Annotated in this window: 16 protein-coding genes; 8 read left to right on the top strand and 8 right to left on the bottom strand. The window is 61.8% G+C overall.

The window, feature by feature from the left end:
* Positions 1–3 precede the first annotated feature (3 nt).
* Both HNE_RS12005 and HNE_RS12000 read right to left on the bottom strand, forming a co-directional pair.
* Complete coding sequence (locus HNE_RS12005; protein ID WP_035590953.1) at positions 4–972, bottom strand: efflux RND transporter periplasmic adaptor subunit; 969 nt, start codon at positions 970–972, stop codon at positions 4–6.
* A gap of 10 nt (positions 973–982) precedes the next feature.
* Positions 983–1342 (bottom strand): rhodanese-like domain-containing protein, encoded by a 360-nt coding sequence (locus HNE_RS12000; RefSeq protein ID WP_011647421.1) that lies wholly within the window; start codon positions 1340–1342, stop codon positions 983–985.
* 139 nt (positions 1343–1481) lie between these two features.
* On the opposite strand from HNE_RS12000, the gene HNE_RS11995 reads away from it, so the two are divergent.
* The 3 genes from HNE_RS11995 to HNE_RS11985 are packed head-to-tail and all read left to right on the top strand — an operon-like array spanning position 1482 to position 3461.
* Positions 1482–2753 carry an NAD(P)/FAD-dependent oxidoreductase gene (locus HNE_RS11995; RefSeq protein WP_011647420.1) on the top strand — a complete coding sequence of 424 codons (1272 nt, stop codon included), beginning with the start codon at positions 1482–1484 and terminating at the stop codon, positions 2751–2753.
* A gap of 23 nt (positions 2754–2776) precedes the next feature.
* The gene (locus HNE_RS11990) at positions 2777–3235 is read left to right on the top strand and encodes a thioredoxin family protein (RefSeq protein WP_011647419.1); all 459 of its coding nucleotides are present in this window, start codon (positions 2777–2779) and stop codon (positions 3233–3235) included.
* Between the two features lie 22 nt (positions 3236–3257).
* Positions 3258–3461 carry a YgaP family membrane protein gene (locus HNE_RS11985; RefSeq protein WP_011647418.1) on the top strand — a complete coding sequence of 68 codons (204 nt, stop codon included), beginning with the start codon at positions 3258–3260 and terminating at the stop codon, positions 3459–3461.
* A 15-nt stretch (positions 3462–3476) separates the two neighbouring features.
* On the opposite strand, the gene HNE_RS11980 is transcribed toward HNE_RS11985, so the two are convergent.
* On the bottom strand, positions 3477–4151 hold the full coding sequence (locus HNE_RS11980; protein ID WP_198022854.1) for a TetR/AcrR family transcriptional regulator: 675 nt from the start codon (positions 4149–4151) through the stop codon (positions 3477–3479).
* A 145-nt stretch (positions 4152–4296) separates the two neighbouring features.
* Here HNE_RS11980 and HNE_RS11975 point away from each other — a divergent pair, with 145 nt between their 5' ends.
* Both HNE_RS11975 and HNE_RS11970 read left to right on the top strand, forming a co-directional pair.
* Entirely contained in the window at positions 4297–6549 is a 2253-nt protein-coding gene (locus HNE_RS11975; protein ID WP_011647416.1) for a TonB-dependent receptor, read from the top strand.
* Positions 6550–6559: 10 nt separating this feature from the next.
* Positions 6560–7975 (top strand): MFS transporter, encoded by a 1416-nt coding sequence (locus HNE_RS11970; RefSeq protein ID WP_035591072.1) that lies wholly within the window; start codon positions 6560–6562, stop codon positions 7973–7975.
* A gap of 101 nt (positions 7976–8076) precedes the next feature.
* Here the strand turns inward: HNE_RS11970 and HNE_RS11965 are convergent, their stop codons facing one another.
* From HNE_RS11965 to HNE_RS11955, 3 genes are all read right to left on the bottom strand, one after another.
* Positions 8077–9615: a N,N-dimethylformamidase beta subunit family domain-containing protein gene (locus HNE_RS11965; RefSeq protein ID WP_011647414.1), complete on the bottom strand. Its 1539-nt coding sequence runs from the start codon at positions 9613–9615 to the stop codon at positions 8077–8079.
* 80 nt (positions 9616–9695) lie between these two features.
* Positions 9696–10352, bottom strand: a complete 657-nt coding sequence (locus HNE_RS11960) for a class II aldolase/adducin family protein (protein WP_035590950.1) — start codon at positions 10350–10352, stop codon at positions 9696–9698.
* Positions 10349–11296 carry a carbohydrate kinase family protein gene (locus HNE_RS11955; RefSeq protein ID WP_011647412.1) on the bottom strand — a complete coding sequence of 316 codons (948 nt, stop codon included), beginning with the start codon at positions 11294–11296 and terminating at the stop codon, positions 10349–10351. The genes HNE_RS11960 and HNE_RS11955 overlap by 4 nt, the downstream gene beginning before the upstream one ends.
* An 89-nt stretch (positions 11297–11385) precedes the next feature.
* On the opposite strand from HNE_RS11955, the gene HNE_RS11950 reads away from it, so the two are divergent.
* From HNE_RS11950 to HNE_RS11940, 3 genes are all read left to right on the top strand, one after another.
* Positions 11386–12663 carry an aminotransferase class III-fold pyridoxal phosphate-dependent enzyme gene (locus HNE_RS11950; RefSeq protein ID WP_011647411.1) on the top strand — a complete coding sequence of 426 codons (1278 nt, stop codon included), beginning with the start codon at positions 11386–11388 and terminating at the stop codon, positions 12661–12663.
* An 88-nt stretch (positions 12664–12751) separates the two neighbouring features.
* Positions 12752–13843, top strand: coding sequence for an alanine racemase (gene alr, locus HNE_RS11945; protein WP_407637718.1), 1092 nt, complete (start codon positions 12752–12754; stop codon positions 13841–13843).
* Positions 13840–15072, top strand: coding sequence for a D-amino acid dehydrogenase (locus tag HNE_RS11940; protein ID WP_011647409.1), 1233 nt, complete (start codon positions 13840–13842; stop codon positions 15070–15072). Before alr ends, HNE_RS11940 begins: the two co-directional genes overlap by 4 nt.
* 4 nt (positions 15073–15076) lie before the next feature.
* Here the strand turns inward: HNE_RS11940 and HNE_RS18065 are convergent, their stop codons facing one another.
* Entirely contained in the window at positions 15077–15802 is a 726-nt protein-coding gene (locus HNE_RS18065) for a TetR/AcrR family transcriptional regulator (protein ID WP_011647408.1), read from the bottom strand.
* A gap of 37 nt (positions 15803–15839) precedes the next feature.
* On the bottom strand, positions 15840–17360 hold the full coding sequence (locus tag HNE_RS11930) for an FAD-dependent oxidoreductase (RefSeq protein WP_011647407.1): 1521 nt from the start codon (positions 17358–17360) through the stop codon (positions 15840–15842).
* Positions 17361–17367 lie beyond the last annotated feature (7 nt).

The following is a 17367-nucleotide window of genomic DNA, read 5'->3' as shown; positions in this document are numbered from 1 at the left end:
GCGTTATTCCGGTTTCTGGATTTTATCGCCGGGCTTCAGGCCCGAGAGGATTTCATACTGGCCCTGATCATCCACCAGAGGCGCCGCCAGCGCGACGGGGGCGTCGATGAAACGGTCGCCCACAGCCACGCGCACGAAGTCCACCCCAAACCGGGTGGAAACGTAATCTTTCGGTATACGGACAGCTCTACGTTCACCGACAGGCGCCAGTACGTCGACACGCTCGCCAAACAGCGCCGTCAGCCCGCCCTGTACTGTCGCGTCGGCAATGACCGATCCCTGGCGCAGTTCCGGATAGATCCGCATAATGGTCGCGGTGCGGATGTCATTCGACCGTGAGGGCAGGCGGAGCGAAATCGTCTCCCCTTCCACCAGCGTCGCCGCATGGCGCTCAGGCAGAGCAAGCCGCACAACGCCGTTCACGGTAGAAAAGCTTACCAGCACGTCCCCCGGCGACACCACTGAGCCTTTTACAACATTCACATCCGTAACATGCGCATCCGCAGGCGCCAGGATACGGCCTTCCCCCTCGCGGGCAGACAGCGCCCGGCGTTCTGCTTCGGCAGAAGCAAGCGTGCGGCGCAGCACGTCCAGTGCTGTGCGCTCCTCATCCAGCCGTACTTTGGGATAGAAACCGCGTGCAAGAAGCCCCTCATTCCGCGTCAGGTCGTCCTCGGATTGGCGCAGCTGCGACTTCAGCCCCTCAATACGGGACGTGAGCCCTGAGAGCTGCGGCGTAATCATTTCATCGGTCACTACCGCGACGACATCGCCCGCTTTCACGATCTGGCCCTCCACCGCGTTCAGCTGCGTGACCACGCCCTGCAGGCGGGATCGGCCTGTGGCCGTATCGCCCGCTTCAATGCGGGCAATCACGGGCCGGTAGTCAACGACGATTGATTCCTCGACGGTGAGTGTCTGCGCCCAGGCACCGCTGGCTAAGGCAATGACAGCAAGACCAGCCAACAGCATTCGGTGTTTTTCAATAGCGGCCATGATCTTCCACCTCTCCGGTCGCCGGGTTTATGGAAACACACGGCAACCCCGCCGACTTCCAGGCCCCGATGCCGCCGGCCATATGCGCGGCCTCCGCGCCTGTTTCCGCCATGAACCGGTCCAGCGCCATGCGCGATCGTTTGCCCGATCCACACTGAAACACGATCCGGCGATCGGGATTGGCAGGAATGGCGCGCGGCTCAAACGTTGATAGCGGATGCAGCAGAGCGCCATGAATACGCAGGTTTGCAAACTCCGCCGGCTCGCGAACGTCAATCAGCAGCACATCTTGCCGCTTCAGCGCATCGAACACCATGGCGGGCGATAGGTCTCTTGGGTCACTCATGCCGGGTCTCCACAGGCGGGCTTTAGGGGGCAGTTTGTCACAACTGCAATTTCCCCCTTCGAGCCATTAGTAATAATACGTATTTTATAAAACAATAAAATATAATTATCTTCGATATCAAGATGGGAGCGCACAGGATATGGCGAAAATTATCGTTTTGGGGGCCGGCCTTGGTGGCGTCATCGCCGCTTACGAGATCCGCAATGCGGTCCGCCGGGAAGACACTGTGTCGGTGATCAATGCGACGGACTATTACCAGTTCGTGCCCTCTAATCCTTGGGTCCTCGTAGGCTGGAGAGACCGAAAGGACATTGTGGTCGATCTCGCTGGTCCCATGAAGAAGCGTCATATCGGCCTGATTGTGGGGCAGGCGGAGCGGGTAGAGCCGGAGGCCAAACGTGTGCGCATGAGTGATGGCCAGCTTCTCGACTATGATTATCTTGTTATCGCAACCGGCCCGGAGCTGGCCTTTGATGAGATCGAAGGTTTGGGTCCGGACGGTTACACTCAGTCCGTCTGCCAGATTGATCATGCGCTTTCCGCTCACCAGGCGTTTGAAGCGTTCTGCCGCGACCCTGGCCCGGTGGTGGTGGGCGCCGTTCAGGGCGCGTCATGCTTCGGCCCGGCCTACGAAACCCTCATGATCATCGAAACCGAGCTCCGCAAACGGAAGATCCGGGACCGGGTTCCGATGACCTTCGTGACTTCAGAGCCCTATATCGGCCACCTCGGCCTTGATGGGGTGGGCGATACAAAAAGCCTGCTCGAAAGCGAAATGCGCGAGCGCCACATCAAATGGATCACCAATGCCCGCGTCCTGAAGGCCGAGCCGGACAAGATGACGGTTGAAGAGGTCAATGAAGACGGCAGCATTAAGCAGGTTCACGAACTCCCGATGAAGTTCTCCATGATGCTGCCCGCATTCCGGGGCGTGAAAGCCGTACACGGCATCGAGGGGCTTACCAATCCGCGCGGCTTCATCCTCACGGACAAGCATCAGCGCAATCCGAAATATCCTGAAATCTTCGGCATAGGCGTGTGCATTGCCATTCCGCCGGTCGGTAAGACGCCCGTACCGGTCGGTGTTCCCAAAACCGGATTCATGATCGAGTCCATGGTCACGGCGACGGCTGAAAACCTTGCACAACTCCTCGACGGCCAGGAGCCGACACATGAGGCGACTTGGAACGCCATCTGCCTGGCAGACTTTGGCGACAAGGGTGTGGCGTTCATTGCCCAGCCCCAGATCCCGCCGCGCAATGTGAATTGGTCGGGCTCCGGCGGCTGGGTGCATACCGCCAAGGTTGGTTTCGAGAAATACTTCCTCGGCAAGGTGAGGGCGGGCAAGGCGGAAACATTCTATGAGAATGCCGCCCTCGCCCTTATCAAGACCTACAAGCTGAAAGGCTGAAAGACGCGACAGGAGACGCTGACATGGCAAGTGAAGACAGGATGATCGTTTGCCTCGCCTGCAATGCGGTGAACCGCGTGCCGGAGGGCAGGGCACTGACGGCTGCGAAATGCGGGCGCTGTGCAGGGCTTTTGGCAACGCCCCACCCCGCCGAAATCACCAATGACCAGATGCGCGCCCTGGAAAAGAAAGACACCGGCGCCTTCATTGTTGATCTCTGGGCGCCCTGGTGTGGCCCCTGCCGCATGATGGCGCCCCACTATGACGCCGCCGCAGAGCGCCTTCAGGGGGATGTCCGCTTCTATAAAATCAATACCGACCAGCACCCTGATGCTGCCGTTCGCCTGAATATCCGCGGCGTGCCGACGCTCGTGGCGTGGAAAGGCGGGCGGGAACTCACCCGGCAGTCTGGCGCTCCGGCTGGCGGCGCGCTCGAACGATGGGTGCGTGGACTGTTCGGTCTCGCGCCGGCGCCCAACTGATCCTCAAGCGGAGTAACCTGAAATGAATCTCGACCGTGCTGTTCTCGCCTTTGCCGGCGTTGTCGTCCTCATCGGCCTGACGCTGGGCTATTATGTATCGCCCTACTGGCTGTTGCTGCCGGCCTTTGCGGGTCTCAACCTGTTGCAGGCTTCGTTCACCGGTTTCTGTCCGGCGGCGATGATCTTCAAGATGTTCGGTGTGAAAGAAGGCTGCGCCTTCAAGTAAAATCCTGACCCGCGATCAGCCCGTAAGCTGTGCATAGTGTGTCACGATCATAGTGGAGACATCGGTGCAGATCTGATGGGCATCACGGCTGGGCTCCTCCAGCACCATTTCCATGGCGCTGTAGGCAAGTTCCGTCGTCAATCGCGCCGAAGCAATCAACCGGTCGCGCGAGGCCTTGTGCCCATTGGCAATCATGGCGTCGGCCACATTCTCCGCCACCATCTCGCTTGAGGCCATGCGAACTTCCCTCAGGATCGGGATGGCCCGCAGCGCGCGCAGCACATAGATATTGCCCGGAAACTGTCGCGTGATCTCGTTCACCCGCTCCTGCAGGCGCACATTGCTTGCAACGCTGTCCTCGAACGTATCGGTAGCGAGCCCGCCCTCTTCGATCCAGTCGAGCACGGCCTGATCCTGCAACGCCATCAACCGGTCGCCCAGCTCGCGCAGGATGGCGTACTTGTTGGGGAAGTAGCGATAGAGCGCGGGCGGGGAGAGGCCTGCGCGGCGGCAGACAAGATTGGTCGACAGCCGCTCCAGCCCAACCTCATCCAGCAGGCGTCCGGCCGTATCCAGGATCAACTCGAACGTGTCCTGCGCCCGCGCCTGTTGAGGCTGCTGTTTGGTCGCGGTCACCACATCCATAGGGTCAGCCGCTTTGCGGACAGGCGCTTTCTTGGAGCTGCTCATTTCTGCGGCGTTCCCCGGATTTCTGATGCTCATTATGCGTCCACATACACTAAACATCATAAAACGGTAATTAAAGCTATTGTAAAAGTAGTAGTGATCGCTATCCATTCGTCCTCGAATTGGGATGGACAGGAAGGATTCTGCGATGAGATCTCTTTTGATCGGAACGGGCGCTGCTGCCCTCTTGTGGACAGGAACTGCGGTCGCGCAGACCGAAGTGGAGCCACAGGAAGACGCAACCGCGCGCCTTGAGAGCATTGTTGTCACCGCGCAGAAGCGCTCCGAGAACGTGCAGGACGTGCCAATCGCGATCACGGCGCTCTCCTCCACGATGCTGGAAAAACAGCGCGTTACCGACATCACCTCGCTCGACAATCTCGCGCCAGGCCTGCGCATTGCCGCGGCCGACGCAGCTGCCAACCCGAAAATCTTCATTCGCGGCGCTGGCCTCAACGACTTCAACCCGACCTCGTCCAGCGGCGTCGGCCTCTATGCGGACGGCGTCTATATCGGCTCGCCGCTCGCCCAGTTCTCGACCTTCTACGACCTTGACCGGATTGAAGTTCTGCGCGGCCCGCAAGGCACGCTCTACGGCCGCAACACCACCGGCGGCGCCATCAACGTCATCTCCAAACGCCCCACCTTCACCCCCGAAGGCACCGCCTCCATCGAGGTTGGCAATTTTGGTTCGGTAGAGACGAACGCCGCCTTTGGTGGCCCGATCATCGGCGACAAGCTCGCCTTCCGCGTCGCCGGCCAATATGCCGAAGATGACGGCTACAGCACCAACGCCGTCACCGGGAACAAGGTCAACAATGCCGAGCGTTACGCCCTGCGCGGCTCGCTGCTCTTCACGCCGGACGACCTCACGGACATCCTCTTCACGGTCAACACCTTCGCTAACCGCGGCGGCGCTGTGCAGCCCAAATCGCGCCAACTCTTCCCGGTTGACCCCGCCGCTGCAGGCCCGGACGGCGTCTGCGCGCCAGACTTCTTCCGCAGCGGCCTCTGCACCGACGCTATCGGCTTTGCCGATACGGACGCCGATCCCTACACCATCACCAGCGATGTCGAAGGCAAAGACAAGGTTGACCTCTGGTCCGCCGCCCTCACCATCGACCGCGAGATCGGCGATCTGACGCTGACCTCGATCACAGCCTATCAGGATGTCGAGCGCGCCGCGCACGAGAACACCGATTCCAGCCCGCTGCAGATGCTCGAAGCCTTCTACAACAACACCCAGGAACAGTTCTCTCAAGAGCTGCGCCTTGCCTCGGATGTGGGCAAGCTGAAATGGGTCGTTGGCGGCTACTACATGCAGGACACGACCACGAGCGACAGCGCCTACGACATCCTGCGCATCCTGCGCCCGATGTTCACCTCGCCGGAAAACCCGACAGGCGTCAGCCCTGAAAACTCGGTCATCTATCTCGGCTATCCGTATACGCAGGAAACCGACACCTACGCCATCTTCGGCCAGGCCGATTATGAGCTCGCGCCGGGCCTTATCCTCACCACCGGCCTGCGCTGGTCGTCGGATGAAAAGTCGATGGACTACACCACCATCGCCGAAGGCGTCTTGCCGCTGTTCACCTTCCAGGACAGCAAAACCTTCAGCGACTGGTCGGGTAAAGTCGGCCTGAAATATGACCTGACCGACACCACCAACATCTATGCCAGCTACAGCCGCGGCTACAAATCCGGCGGCTTCTTCGGCGGCAACGCAGACAATGCCGAACAGATCGAGCCCTACGAAAACGAGACGGTCAACGCCTACGAAATCGGCTCCAAGAGCGATCTCCTCGGCAACCGCCTGCGGATGAACCTCTCGGGCTTCTATTACGACTATCAGGACATCCAGGCTTACTCGACGGTCGAGCGCAACGGTCTCACCGTTCAGGTGCTCGACAACGCTGCGGGCGCCGAGATGTACGGCGCAGAGGCCGAATTCACGGCGATGCCGATCGAAAACCTCGATCTCTCGCTCGGCCTCGCCTGGCTGCATGCCGAGTACGGAGAATATAACTCTCTCGGCGGCGACTATACCGGCAACCAGATGCCCCAGTCGCCCGAATACAGCCTGACCAGCCGCGCGGCCTATACCTTCGTCGCCGATACCGGCGTCACGGTCACCCCCAGCGTGGACGTGTCCTACCGCTCGAAAGTCTATTTCGACAGCACGATGCGCGAGCGTCTCTCCGATCCCGAGCTCTGGCTCGTGGGCGCAGAACTCGCCGTTGCTTCGCCCGATGGCAGCATCGAAGCCGGTCTCTGGGGCCGCAACCTGACCGACGAGGCTTACCTCACCTCGGCCAACCCGATCGACAGCCTCGGCGTGGACCTTCTGACTTATTCCCGCCCGCGTAGCGCTGGCCTCTTCCTGCGCTACAACTACTGAGATGGGCCTGATGCCGGCAGTGGACGGACCGGAAGCGGATCTTGCCGCTGCCGGTTCCGTTTCGGGGTCGCGAAAGCTCGATCGTTCCGCCTGGTCATGGGCCACCTACCAGGCGGGGCGTGACCCCTATATCGGCCTCGTCAACGGCTTCCTCTTCGCGCCGTATTTCGCAACTCTGGTTGTGGGCGACGGCGTAAAAGGGCAGGCGATGATTGCCCAGATGGGCATGATCTCGGGTCTGACGGTTGCCTTCATTGCCCCGGTCATCGGCGCAACGGTGGACACCATCGGCCCGCGCAAGCCCTGGCTCGCGCTGATCACGCTGATGGTCATTCCCCTGATGATGTCGCTCTGGTTCGCGGCGCCGGGCGGGGCGATTCTCTCGCCCTGGGTCGTCGTCGGCATCCTCGGACTGATCTCAATTCTTCTCTCCTGCGGCGAAGTGCTCTTCTCCTCGATGCTGCCCTATGCGGCGGCCCCGCGCATGCGGCCGATGGCGTCGGGCCTCGCCCTCTCCCTCGGCAACGTCACCTCGATAATCCTGCTCGTCTTCATCCTGATGGCGCTGATGCTGCCGGAGCAGCCCCTCTTCGGCCTCTCCAAGGAAAACAGCGAGCCCGACCGGATGGTCCCCATCCTCGTCGCGCTCACTTTTGCTCTCTGCGCCATCCCGCTGTTCCTCTTCAGCAAGGACGCGGCCAAATCCGGTGGCAAGGCAGATGCCTCCTCCGTCCGGGCAGGCGTCGGCTCGCTCATCTCTCTCATCCGTAACTGGAAACAGAATTCCGATGCGATGATCTACCTCCTCGCGCGCACGCTGGCGCAGGATGCCGGAGGCGTGCTCCTCATCCTCTGCGGTGTCTATGCGGCCGGCGTCATGGGTTGGGCTGGTACGGAAATGCTGGTCTACGGACTGCTCGGCTGCGTCGCAGGCCTCATCGGCGGCGTCCTCGCCGGCTGGCTGGACGAAACCTTCGGACCCAGGATCGCCTTCCAGATCGAGATCGCAGGCTCCGTCATCGGCCTCATCGGCATTATCGGCGCCGCGCCCGCGCAGATCCTCTTCATGCCGGTCGCTGATCCCCAGCCCATCTGGAACGCGCCGATGTTCACGACGCTGCCAGAGCTGGTCTTTGTCTTCTTTGGCTTCCTCGGCTTCGTCTTCCAGATCGCAGCCTGGTCTTCCAGCCGCACACTGCTGACACGCCTCGCGCCCGCCTCCCAGATGGGCGCGTTCTTTGGTCTGGCTGCGCTTGCGGGCAACTCCACCAGCTGGCTTGGCCCCATGTTCGTCGGCATTTTCACCGCAGTCTTCCATTCGCAACAGGCTGGCTTCATCCCCGTCGCCGTCCTGTTTGCGGCAGGGTTCATCCTCCTCTTCTTCGTGAAGGGCGGCGGCAAGGAACCAGATTTGGCCCCCGATTGATCTAAAGTTTCCTCCCAGATCGGTTTGGGCCAAAAGAAAGGCGCGGGGGCTGTCCCTCCCGCGCCTTTCAACATTTGTAGGTAGGCAGAGGAAACGGCGCGTCAGCTCTGCGTCACGCCAAACCGCTTCATCACATTGCGGGTGATGGTCTCAACAAACGGATCATGCGCGGCCAGGCCATGGGCCCATTCGGTCGTCCCGGTATTGAACACCTCGCCCTTGCCGCGCTTGAAACTCGCCAGCATCGCATGCCCGCGCAACACCCGCTGCTGCATTGCGGGCGAGCCGTCGCCATGGATCACCTGCGCAATCACATCCAGCTTCTCCGGCGGGATCATCGGTGCATAGCCGCTGCTGGAATCCTCGCCCAGCGTCACCGGCGCAATCCCGATAATCTCCAGGTTCTCCGGAACCCCGCCCAGCGGGATCGCCTTGGGCAGGCCGTCTGCGCCAAACTCAAACTGGCACCCATCGCTCTCATAGCCGATCAGCGGAACGTCCCCGCCCAGAATGTCGCCATAGAAAAGGTCTGTCCCTTCCAGCGCCCAGTGTTTGTCATTGTAAACGGTAAAGCCGGCAGACCCGCGCGACACACACATGCCAAGGCGATGATAGCCGCCAAAGTTGAAGCTCAGCCCGGTAATCTCTGCTTCCGGCGCCTTGAAAGCGGGGTGAGACCACAGATGCGTTGCGTCGGCATCGGGCACATCCTCGGCCTCAAACCCTTTCCATTTGTGGCACACATACGTCTTGCCATCGTCCTCCCAGCGCACCTTCCAGAAGCAGGTATTGCCAGAGAGGATCGCCGCATAACCGCCTCCGTCGACAAACCGCTCCACCTGTTCACGCTGCTTGCCAGACCAGTATTCCGAATGGCCGACAAAGAAGGCAGACGTATAGGCCGAGAGCAGATCAGCATCCGTATCCAGATCATAATCAGTCACATAGTCGAAGGCGTAGCCCTCTTCTTCCGTCCAAGCCGCAAAGGCATGTTCCCATTTGTTGAGGAAACCCGCCGAGCCATCATAGGGCGAGATACGATGCTTGCGCATCCAGTCCGGGTCCGCCGTCCAGGGCTTCTCCTTGAAGCCGCGCGAGCGCATGTTGATCAGGCGCGGCGCGTCGTCCGGCGCCGCAATGATCATCTGCGTGAACGGCCGCTGCGTTGAAGAAACGCCAATCGCCTCATCCATCGCCTGATCAAACGGCACCTTGCCGGTCATCAACCCCGTCACATTGGAATAGGCGTTCGCGCCGCCCCACCAGTTGTAGGAATGATAGGTGTTCGTCGCCAGCACCAGCACGGCTTTCGAGCCCGTAGTCCCCGCGGCTGGCTTGATGCAGACGAAATGGTGGGTCGCTTCGCCCGCCGCATCGGTCAGCACGATGTCATAATACCCCGTCCGCCAATCCGCGCCCGCCGTCACTTCCAGCGCCACCGGCCAGCCACAGCCATTCCGGTCAGCATCCTCCGGCGCGGGATAATGCCCCGCCACAATCCCGTCCTGCGTGTGAACAATCTCGCGCCCTTTGCCAACGCGCGCGATCTCCAGCCGGCAAGGGCCGTTCTCCACGCTGATATGGAGGGCAAAAGTCTCGCCAGGGCGAAGGCTCAGACGGTCAGTATAGCAGGCCAGCATAGGGGGCTCCCATCAATCACTCTGGACTAATGGTAGCCATCATTACCGTATGCGCAAGCGCAATCCCGCCGCACCTTGGATCAAGGCTTCTTCTTCTGCCCATAGGACCGGAACCGGTCAGCGATGCGCGTCATCTCATCATCGGCCAGTAGGGTCGGTCCGCCGATGGCCAACGTGCCCCAATAGATGGCCGCCTGTTCCTCAATCTCCTCGGCGATCAGAAGCGCCTGTTTGAGGCTCGGCGCGACCACGATTTGTCCGTGATTGGCCATAAGTGTCCCGAATTGTCCCGAAAGTGTCTCGCAAACGGCCTCGGCCAACTCAGCAGATCCAAATGTCGCATAAGGCGCCACCGGCACAGAAGGCCCCCCGCTCACAGCCACCATATAATGCAGGGCAGGGATGGGCTTGTTCGCGCAGGCCAGCGTCGTTGCAAAGCGAGAATGGCAATGCACCACGGCGTTCACATCCTGGCGCAGCTGCAACAGTTTCCAGTGCATCTGCCATTCGCTCGACGGCTTCATGCCCGCTGGATCAAAGCTCCCATCCGGCGCCATCCGCACGATATGTTCCGGCGCCAGCATCGAGGGCGGAACCCCCGTCGGCGTCACCAGCATATCCTCGCCCAGCCGCGCCGACACATTGCCCGAAGTGCCCCGGTTCAGGCCGCGCGCATCCATCGCCGCCATCACCTCAACCACCTGCTCGCGCAGCTTTGTTTCCTGTTCGCTCATCATGCGCCAGCCTCCTGAATCGGAAGGGTTTTCATCGCCGCTTCCACCTGATCAAAGCTCTCCAGCTTACCATACGTCGCCAGCCCCTGGGCCACCATCGCCGCCGTCGCCGCCGCAAAGGTCAGCGCGTCCAGATCATCCCAACCTTTGAGATGCGCCGTGATGAACCCCGCACAAAACGAGTCCCCGCAGGTCGTCGTATCCACCACATCCACCTTGAATGCCGCCACCCGCCCGCGCAGCTTGCCCGCCGCCATAACCGCGCCGCGCCCGCCATCCTTGATGACGCAGTTCTTCGCGCCCATCGCAACGAAGGCATCAGCGGCTGATTGCAGGTCGTCTATCCCGGTCAGAAACCGCGCTTCATCTGCGCTCGGCAGAAACCAGTCCACATGGGAAAGGATGCGTTTAAGCTCTTCTTTCGCGTCCGGTCTCGGCGCGATGAGATCGCAGGTCACCACCGCCCCGCCAGCTTTTGCGGCCTCAAGAAGTTTTTCGCCCGACCCGCCATCAAATGTCGGCGCGCCAATTGCCGCATAATGCAGGCAGCGCACATGGGATGCCGCCGCCACCAGCGCGTCCGTCAGCGGCGGCACAGAGCCAGCGCCGGGCGCATGCAGCGTCGGGCGGCGGCCCTGATGATCAATAGGGAGGATTGTCGTGGACGTGGGATAACCTTCAAGTGTCTGAAGAAGGCTGGTATCCACGCCGCCATCTTCCAGCGCGAAGCGTACGAACTTGCCGGTCAGGTCGCTGCCAATGGCGCCCGCCACACCGGCCTTCAGCCCGAGGCGCGCCGCCACGCACGCCGCGCCCGCCGCTGTGCCCGCCGGCGCGCAGGCGATCTGCTCGATCAGGCGGCCGCCTTCATTCTGCGGAATTTCCGTAATCGGCCGGCCCACAACATCCAGCGTGGTCAGCCCCACGCACAGAAGATCAAGTTTCATTGTTTTCCCTCCCGAATTTACCTTGCGTCCATATCGGTCTTAAGTAAGATAGTCAAAACTATCTTATCGGCAAAATCGGCGAGGGCAACATGTGGACGAACTCAGTGGACAAGGCTTTGCGTGATCGTGCCGAAGCGGTCATTCCCGGCGGCATGTACGGCCACCAATCCGTCCGCCTCCTGCCAGACGATTATCCCCAGTTCTTTGATCGCGCTTCGGGCGCCTATCTGTGGGATGCCGATGGCAACCGGTACGTTGACTATATGTGCGGCTACGGCCCAAATCTCTTCGGCTATGGCCATGAAACCATTGATGCGGCCTACATCAACCAGCTGAAGAAAGGCGACACGATGACCGGCCCTGCCGGCCTCATGGTGGAACTCGCCGAGCAGATGACCGCGATGGTCTCCCATGCCGATTGGGCCATGTTCTGCAAGAACGGCACGGACGCCACCACAATGGCCATGATGGTCGCCCGCAACTTCACCCGCAAGAACACCATCGTCCTCGCCAAGGGCGCCTATCACGGCGCCGCCCCCTGGTGCACACCGGTGAAAAACGGCACCGCGCCAAGCGACCGCGCCAATCAGGTCTTCTACACCTATAACGACGTCGCCAGCCTCGAAGAAGCTGTCCGCAAGGCCGGTGACGATCTCGCCGCCATCTTCGCCTCGCCCATCAAGCACGACACCTTCGTCGATCAGGAAGATCCGACAACGGAATATGCACGCCGCGCCCGCGAACTCTGCGATGAGAACGGCGCGCTGCTGATCGTCGATGATGTCCGCGCTGGTTTCCGCCTGGCCCGCGATTCCAGCTGGGCGCGCGTCGGCGTGAAGCCGGATCTCTCCAGCTGGGGCAAGGCCATCGCAAATGGCCATCCCATCTCTGCCTTGCTCGGTGCCGAAAAAGCCCGCAACGCCGCCGCCACGATTTATGCGACCGGCTCCTACTGGTTCTCCGCTGCGCCGATGGCCGCAAGCCTTGAAACGATGCGCCTCATCCGCGAGACCGACTATCTTGAGCGCACCCAATCCCTCGGCCAGCGCCTGCGCTCCGGGCTGGACGAAGCCGCAAACCGTCACGGCTTCGCCCTGCGCCAGACCGGCCCGGCCGAAATGCCGCTCATCATGTTCGAAGATGATCCGGGCTATTCCAAAGGCTACGCCTGGAACGATGCCCTGATGAAGCGCGGCGTCTACTTCCACCCCTGGCACAACATGTTTATCTGCGCCGCCATGACCGAGGCGGACATCGACCACACGATTGAAGTCGCTGACGACGCCTTCAAATTCGTGCGCGACGCGGGCACGCTGCCCCGTATCGAAAAACTGGCCATCCTCGGGCTGCTCACGGATGGTCACTGAGGCAGCCGCGCCGGCGTCTCACTTCCAGATTGAGCATACAAGCACCTGGCATCCGTCTACGGATGAGGCCGGCCGGCTGACAATTGATATGGGCGCCATCGCCGCCAATTACCGCCGTCTGCGTGCAATGCACCCGGCCGCGCGCGTCGCCGCCGTTGTGAAGGCCGATGCCTATGGCCTCGATGCCACGCAGATCGCCCCCATGCTGGCCGGGCAGGGCGCGCGGGACTTCTTCGTTGCCCATCTCGCCGAAGCGCTGGTTCTGAAACCGCTCCTGCCGCCCGATGCTGTCCTCTTCGTCCTCAACGGCCTCGCCCCCGGCAGTGAACCGCTTTGCGCCGAGGCGGGTATATTGCCCGTACTCAACACGCCTGAACAGGCGCGCGCCTGGTACACGCTGGCGGTGAACAAGGCCCATCCGGTTCCCGCCGCGCTCCAGGTAGACACCGGCATGTCCCGCCTCGGCCTCAGCGAGGGTGAACTTAACGACGTTCTTGGCTGGCCAAGCTTTGCCGGTCAGGTAAACATCTGCCTCCTGATGACGCATATGGCCTGCGCAGACACGCCCGGCGCCCCCGCCAACGCAGATCAGATGCGTCGCTTCGCCGACTTTGCAGCGCGCCTGCCATCGGTCCCCCGCTCCCTCGCCAATTCCGCTGCCGCGATGTTCCTTCCGGAGGCAGCCGGCGACGTCCTGCGCCCCGGCCTCGTCCTCTACGGCGTCGATCCGGGCGCAGGCGGCGTGCCGAAAATGCAGCCAGCGATCGCTCTAGAAGCGCGGATCATCCAGCTCCGCCACATTCCAGCGGGTGCCGGAGTCGGCTACGGCTTCGACTACATTGCGGACCGCCCCCTCCGCGTCGCTACGCTTTCCGCTGGCTACGCAGACGGTTGGCCCCGCGCGCTCAGCAACGGGGGCGCCACCTGGTTCGCAGGCCACCGCCTGCCCATCCTCGGGCGCGTCTCCATGGACAGCTGCATGGTGGACGTGACGAACCTTCCAGAAGGAAGTATCCGCCCCGGAGACTGTGTGGAGCTCATCGGTCCGCACCAGTCCGTCAACGATCTCGCCCGCCAACTCGCCACCACCCCCCACGAAATCCTCACCAGCCTGGGGCGCCGTTTCACCCGCAGCTATATCAACCCCCCGTCCTTGCACGGAGAAGAGGCGCAGTCATGAAAGTAGTCATCCTGGGCGCCGGTGTCATCGGCATCACAACCGCCTACTATGCCGCGCGCGATGGCCATGACGTCACCGTGGTAGACCGCATGAGCGGCCCTGCGTTGGAGACCAGCTTCGCCAATGCCGGTGAAATATCGCCTGGCTACGCCTCGCCCTGGGCCTCGCCGGACGTGCCCCAGAAGGCGCTGAAATGGCTGTTCATGGAACACGCCCCGCTGATCATCCAGTACCACAAGCTCAGCCCCGCCATGGTAGCCTGGTGTCTCGCCATGCTGCGCAACTGCACGCCCGCGCGCTACGCCGCCAACAAGGAAAAGATGGTCCGCCTGGCCACCTACAGCCGCGACATGCTCCGGGAACTGCGCGCCGCCGAAGGCATAGACTACGACCACCGCTCCCTCGGAACCCTGCAACTCTTCCGTACACAAAAACAATATGACGCCGCCGCCCGCGACATAGAAGTACTCAAATCCGGCGGTATCGATTTCCAGCTGCTCGACCGCGAAGGCTGCCACCGCGCCGAACCGGGCCTTGCCCATTCCGAAGATGCCATCATCGGCGGCCTGCGTCTGCCGGGCGATGAAACCGGCGACTGTTTCAAGTTCACCAACGCCATCGCCGCCATTGCAGAGGCGCGGGGCGTAAAATTCCGTTGGAACACAACAATTGACGCCCTCTCCGAAAGCGGCGGCCGCGTCCGCGCGCGCATTGGCGGAGAGCCCATGGACGCCGACGCCTTCGTCCTGGCCGCGGGCAGCTGGTCGCCCGGTCTTGCCCGGCCCCTCGGCCTGCGCCTGCCGGTCTATCCGGTGAAGGGGTATTCCATGACTGTGCCGATCACGGACGAAACCCGTGCGCCTCAGTCCACCCTGCTGGATGAAACCTTCAAAGTGGCCATCACCCGCCTCGGAGACCGCGTCCGCGTCGGCGGCATGGCAGAGCTTGCAGGTTTTGATCGCAGCCTACGCCCCGAACGCCTCAAGACACTGGAATGCTCCGCATTCAGCCTGTTTCCCGGCGTCACAAGCTCAACCGAGCGCAACCTCTGGTGCGGCCACCGCCCGATGACGCCCAACGGCGTGCCGCTTGTCGGCGCAACAAAGTATCAGAATCTTTGGCTGAACACGGGTCACGGAACGCTTGGCTGGACCATGTCCTGCGGTTCCGCCGGTGTCATAGCGGACCAGATTTCGGGCCGCACGCCAGCGGTGTCATTGGAAGGCTGACAGGTCAGCGCGTCGCATTCTGAGCCAGAACCGTCTCATAGTTTCTGCGTTTACGCTCCAGCAGGTCCCGGCCCTCGGGCGTCGCCGCAGCGCTCAGCAGCAGCGCGTAGCCATGCCCCACCGATGCCATCAGGTCTTCGGTATCCAGCGTACCAACCGCCCAGGATAGAAGGGTTCCTCCGGCAATGTGAGATAGCGCGCGCTCCAGCGGTGTCACGGCAGTGTCGGCGCGCAGCAACCCCTCATCCCGCGCTTCGGTGAGCAACAGATGCCACGCCGCGCGCGTCTGCGCCTGGCGTTCGGGGCTCACCAGCCCGGTATCATCTTCCTTGCTGCCCGCTGTCAGCAGCGCGCGCCAGAGCGGCCGGTAAAAGTCCGGGTCCTGAACGAAATATCCATAGGCCAGCTCATAGGCCTCAAAGATGCGCTCAATCGCATTGGCCACATGCAGCTTGTGATACTTCTGAACGAAGTCCCGCTCATCCTCCAGCACAGCCATCACGACCGCGCGCTTTGATCCGAAAAGGTTATATGAGGTCGCTACGCTCACTTCGGCGCGCTTGGCCAGCTCACGCATCGAGAGGTTCATGTCGCCCGTCTCGCGGATCATGTCGCGCGCCGCGCGCATAATCTTCTGCCGGCGTTCGGCTTTCGCCTGTTCGCGGCGGCCAAGATCAGCAACGGGTTCAGACATGGTCGTGGGGCCAGCCTCCAGAATGGGCGGCGTCATGCGATATGCGCCTTCCGGGGTTCTGGCGTCTTTCCGCTCATGCGGCCAGTGGCCTTTCGGTCGCGGCCCGTTCCATGTCGGCCTGATAGTTCAGCTTCAGCGCCTTCATCATCTCGATCCGCTCTGGCCCCGGCTTGGGCGCATAGGCCGCCGCATTCAGCCGCTTGCCGCGCGCCCAGTAATAGAGAACGCCCGCCATGTTCTTCGGCTTGCCGAGCCACTTTTCCGGATGCTCCAGCATATGAAACCCGCGCATTGCCTCGCGCAGAAGCCGCGGATCGGAGCGCACGGCAATCTTCACGCCGTCCTCCACAAAGCTTTCCATCAGCTTCGATTTGAAGCTCTGCTTGGCCCCCGGCGTTAGCGTTTCGTGGGCGCGTTTGATAGCGCTGCGGTCCTGCCGGCGCTGTACGATATAGAAGGGATGAAGCTCCGCCGTCACGCGCTCATGAAAAGCCAGCGCCCGCGCGACAGGATCAGGCGTTTCGTCCAGCGTGTGGCGCAAGGCCTGCGCGGCAACCGCCGCAAAGGAACAGCCCCGGCCATACAGTGGATTAGTGCGCACCAGCGTATCGCCGAGCGGAAAATAGCCGCGCGCGGCAGGCTTTCCGTCCACCACCATATCGCGCCAGCGGCTGATCAGATCGCCCATGCCGAACACCTTGCTCGTCGGTTCGGACTGCTCCGAATTCGTCCACGGACGAAGCCCCGGCAGCATCAGGGTAATCTGGTGGAATATATCCGGATCAAGGATGGATTTACGCAGCTCCATCTCAATCTCGGGAATCGCGACGGTAATGGAAAAATTGCCATTGTCGCCGGGAAACACCCCGAACTTCAGGAACCCCAGATCGCCGGTCGGCGGTGGGTTCTCGTTGCGGTCGGGTTCGGATTTTCCCGGCAGGAACCGGTAATGGCGCGTGAAATAAAGAATGCCGGCGCTCTCGCTTTCCTCGCGGATACCGGCGCCTTCTTCCATCAACTGCTCAATGGTGAAGCCGCTCTTGCCGCTGGCATCTACAACCACATCAGCCGTCAACGTAATCGGCGCGCCATTCTCTTCGCCCTCAACGCCAGAGACATCAAAGATACCATCTTCGCCCTTTCGGGTAATCAGCTTGCGGACGAGAAATCCCGAACGCAGCGTCACATTCTCCAGTGTCTGCACATAGCGCCGCATGGCCATTTCCAGTGTCGTGCGGCGGCTGGTGAGAATGGTCAGCTCGGCGTCCTCGGGCTCTGCCCGGTAACGCGCCTGCTGCTTTTCGGTCAGCATGTTTTCAAACGGCAACTCCCGCACGCCCAGCTCAAGCAGCTGGTCCAGCAGGGCAGGGTGTTCAGATTTCATGATGGTGCGCAGGCGCGCCAGAAACGCGTGGCTCTGGCGCACATGCCCCACGCCAACCCGCTTCCAGGTCTTGAACAGCTCATCGGGATCGCTGGTTTCCAGCGGCCCGTCCCGCTCCAGAACGATGATGTCACGCCCCGATGGCGCCAGCATCAAAGCCGTGCAGAGCCCACCGATTCCGGCGCCAATGACGATTACTTGTTCACGCATGCGTGGT

Origin of the sequence: Hyphomonas neptunium ATCC 15444, assembly GCF_000013025.1 — a bacterium.
Taxonomy (GTDB): domain Bacteria; phylum Pseudomonadota; class Alphaproteobacteria; order Caulobacterales; family Hyphomonadaceae; genus Hyphomonas; species Hyphomonas neptunia.
This window is presented reverse-complemented; position numbering and strand designations above follow the sequence as displayed.

Excerpts from the sequence above, each read along its gene's own strand:
- HNE_RS12005 (WP_035590953.1), bottom strand. The coding sequence starts at position 972 with ATGCTGTTGGCTGGTCTTGCTGTCATTGCCTTAGCCAGCGGTGCCTGG.
- HNE_RS12000 (WP_011647421.1), bottom strand. The coding sequence starts at position 1,342 with ATGAGTGACCCAAGAGACCTATCGCCCGCCATGGTGTTCGATGCGCTG.
- HNE_RS11995 (WP_011647420.1), top strand. The coding sequence starts at position 1,482 with ATGGCGAAAATTATCGTTTTGGGGGCCGGCCTTGGTGGCGTCATCGCC.
- HNE_RS11990 (WP_011647419.1), top strand. The coding sequence starts at position 2,777 with ATGGCAAGTGAAGACAGGATGATCGTTTGCCTCGCCTGCAATGCGGTG.
- HNE_RS11985 (WP_011647418.1), top strand. The coding sequence starts at position 3,258 with ATGAATCTCGACCGTGCTGTTCTCGCCTTTGCCGGCGTTGTCGTCCTC.
- HNE_RS11980 (WP_198022854.1), bottom strand. The coding sequence starts at position 4,151 with ATGAGCAGCTCCAAGAAAGCGCCTGTCCGCAAAGCGGCTGACCCTATG.
- HNE_RS11975 (WP_011647416.1), top strand. The coding sequence starts at position 4,297 with ATGAGATCTCTTTTGATCGGAACGGGCGCTGCTGCCCTCTTGTGGACA.
- HNE_RS11970 (WP_035591072.1), top strand. The coding sequence starts at position 6,560 with ATGCCGGCAGTGGACGGACCGGAAGCGGATCTTGCCGCTGCCGGTTCC.
- HNE_RS11965 (WP_011647414.1), bottom strand. The coding sequence starts at position 9,615 with ATGCTGGCCTGCTATACTGACCGTCTGAGCCTTCGCCCTGGCGAGACT.
- HNE_RS11960 (WP_035590950.1), bottom strand. The coding sequence starts at position 10,352 with ATGATGAGCGAACAGGAAACAAAGCTGCGCGAGCAGGTGGTTGAGGTG.
- HNE_RS11955 (WP_011647412.1), bottom strand. The coding sequence starts at position 11,296 with ATGAAACTTGATCTTCTGTGCGTGGGGCTGACCACGCTGGATGTTGTG.
- HNE_RS11950 (WP_011647411.1), top strand. The coding sequence starts at position 11,386 with ATGTGGACGAACTCAGTGGACAAGGCTTTGCGTGATCGTGCCGAAGCG.
- alr (WP_407637718.1), top strand. The coding sequence starts at position 12,752 with ATGGGCGCCATCGCCGCCAATTACCGCCGTCTGCGTGCAATGCACCCG.
- HNE_RS11940 (WP_011647409.1), top strand. The coding sequence starts at position 13,840 with ATGAAAGTAGTCATCCTGGGCGCCGGTGTCATCGGCATCACAACCGCC.
- HNE_RS18065 (WP_011647408.1), bottom strand. The coding sequence starts at position 15,802 with ATGACGCCGCCCATTCTGGAGGCTGGCCCCACGACCATGTCTGAACCC.
- HNE_RS11930 (WP_011647407.1), bottom strand. The coding sequence starts at position 17,360 with ATGCGTGAACAAGTAATCGTCATTGGCGCCGGAATCGGTGGGCTCTGC.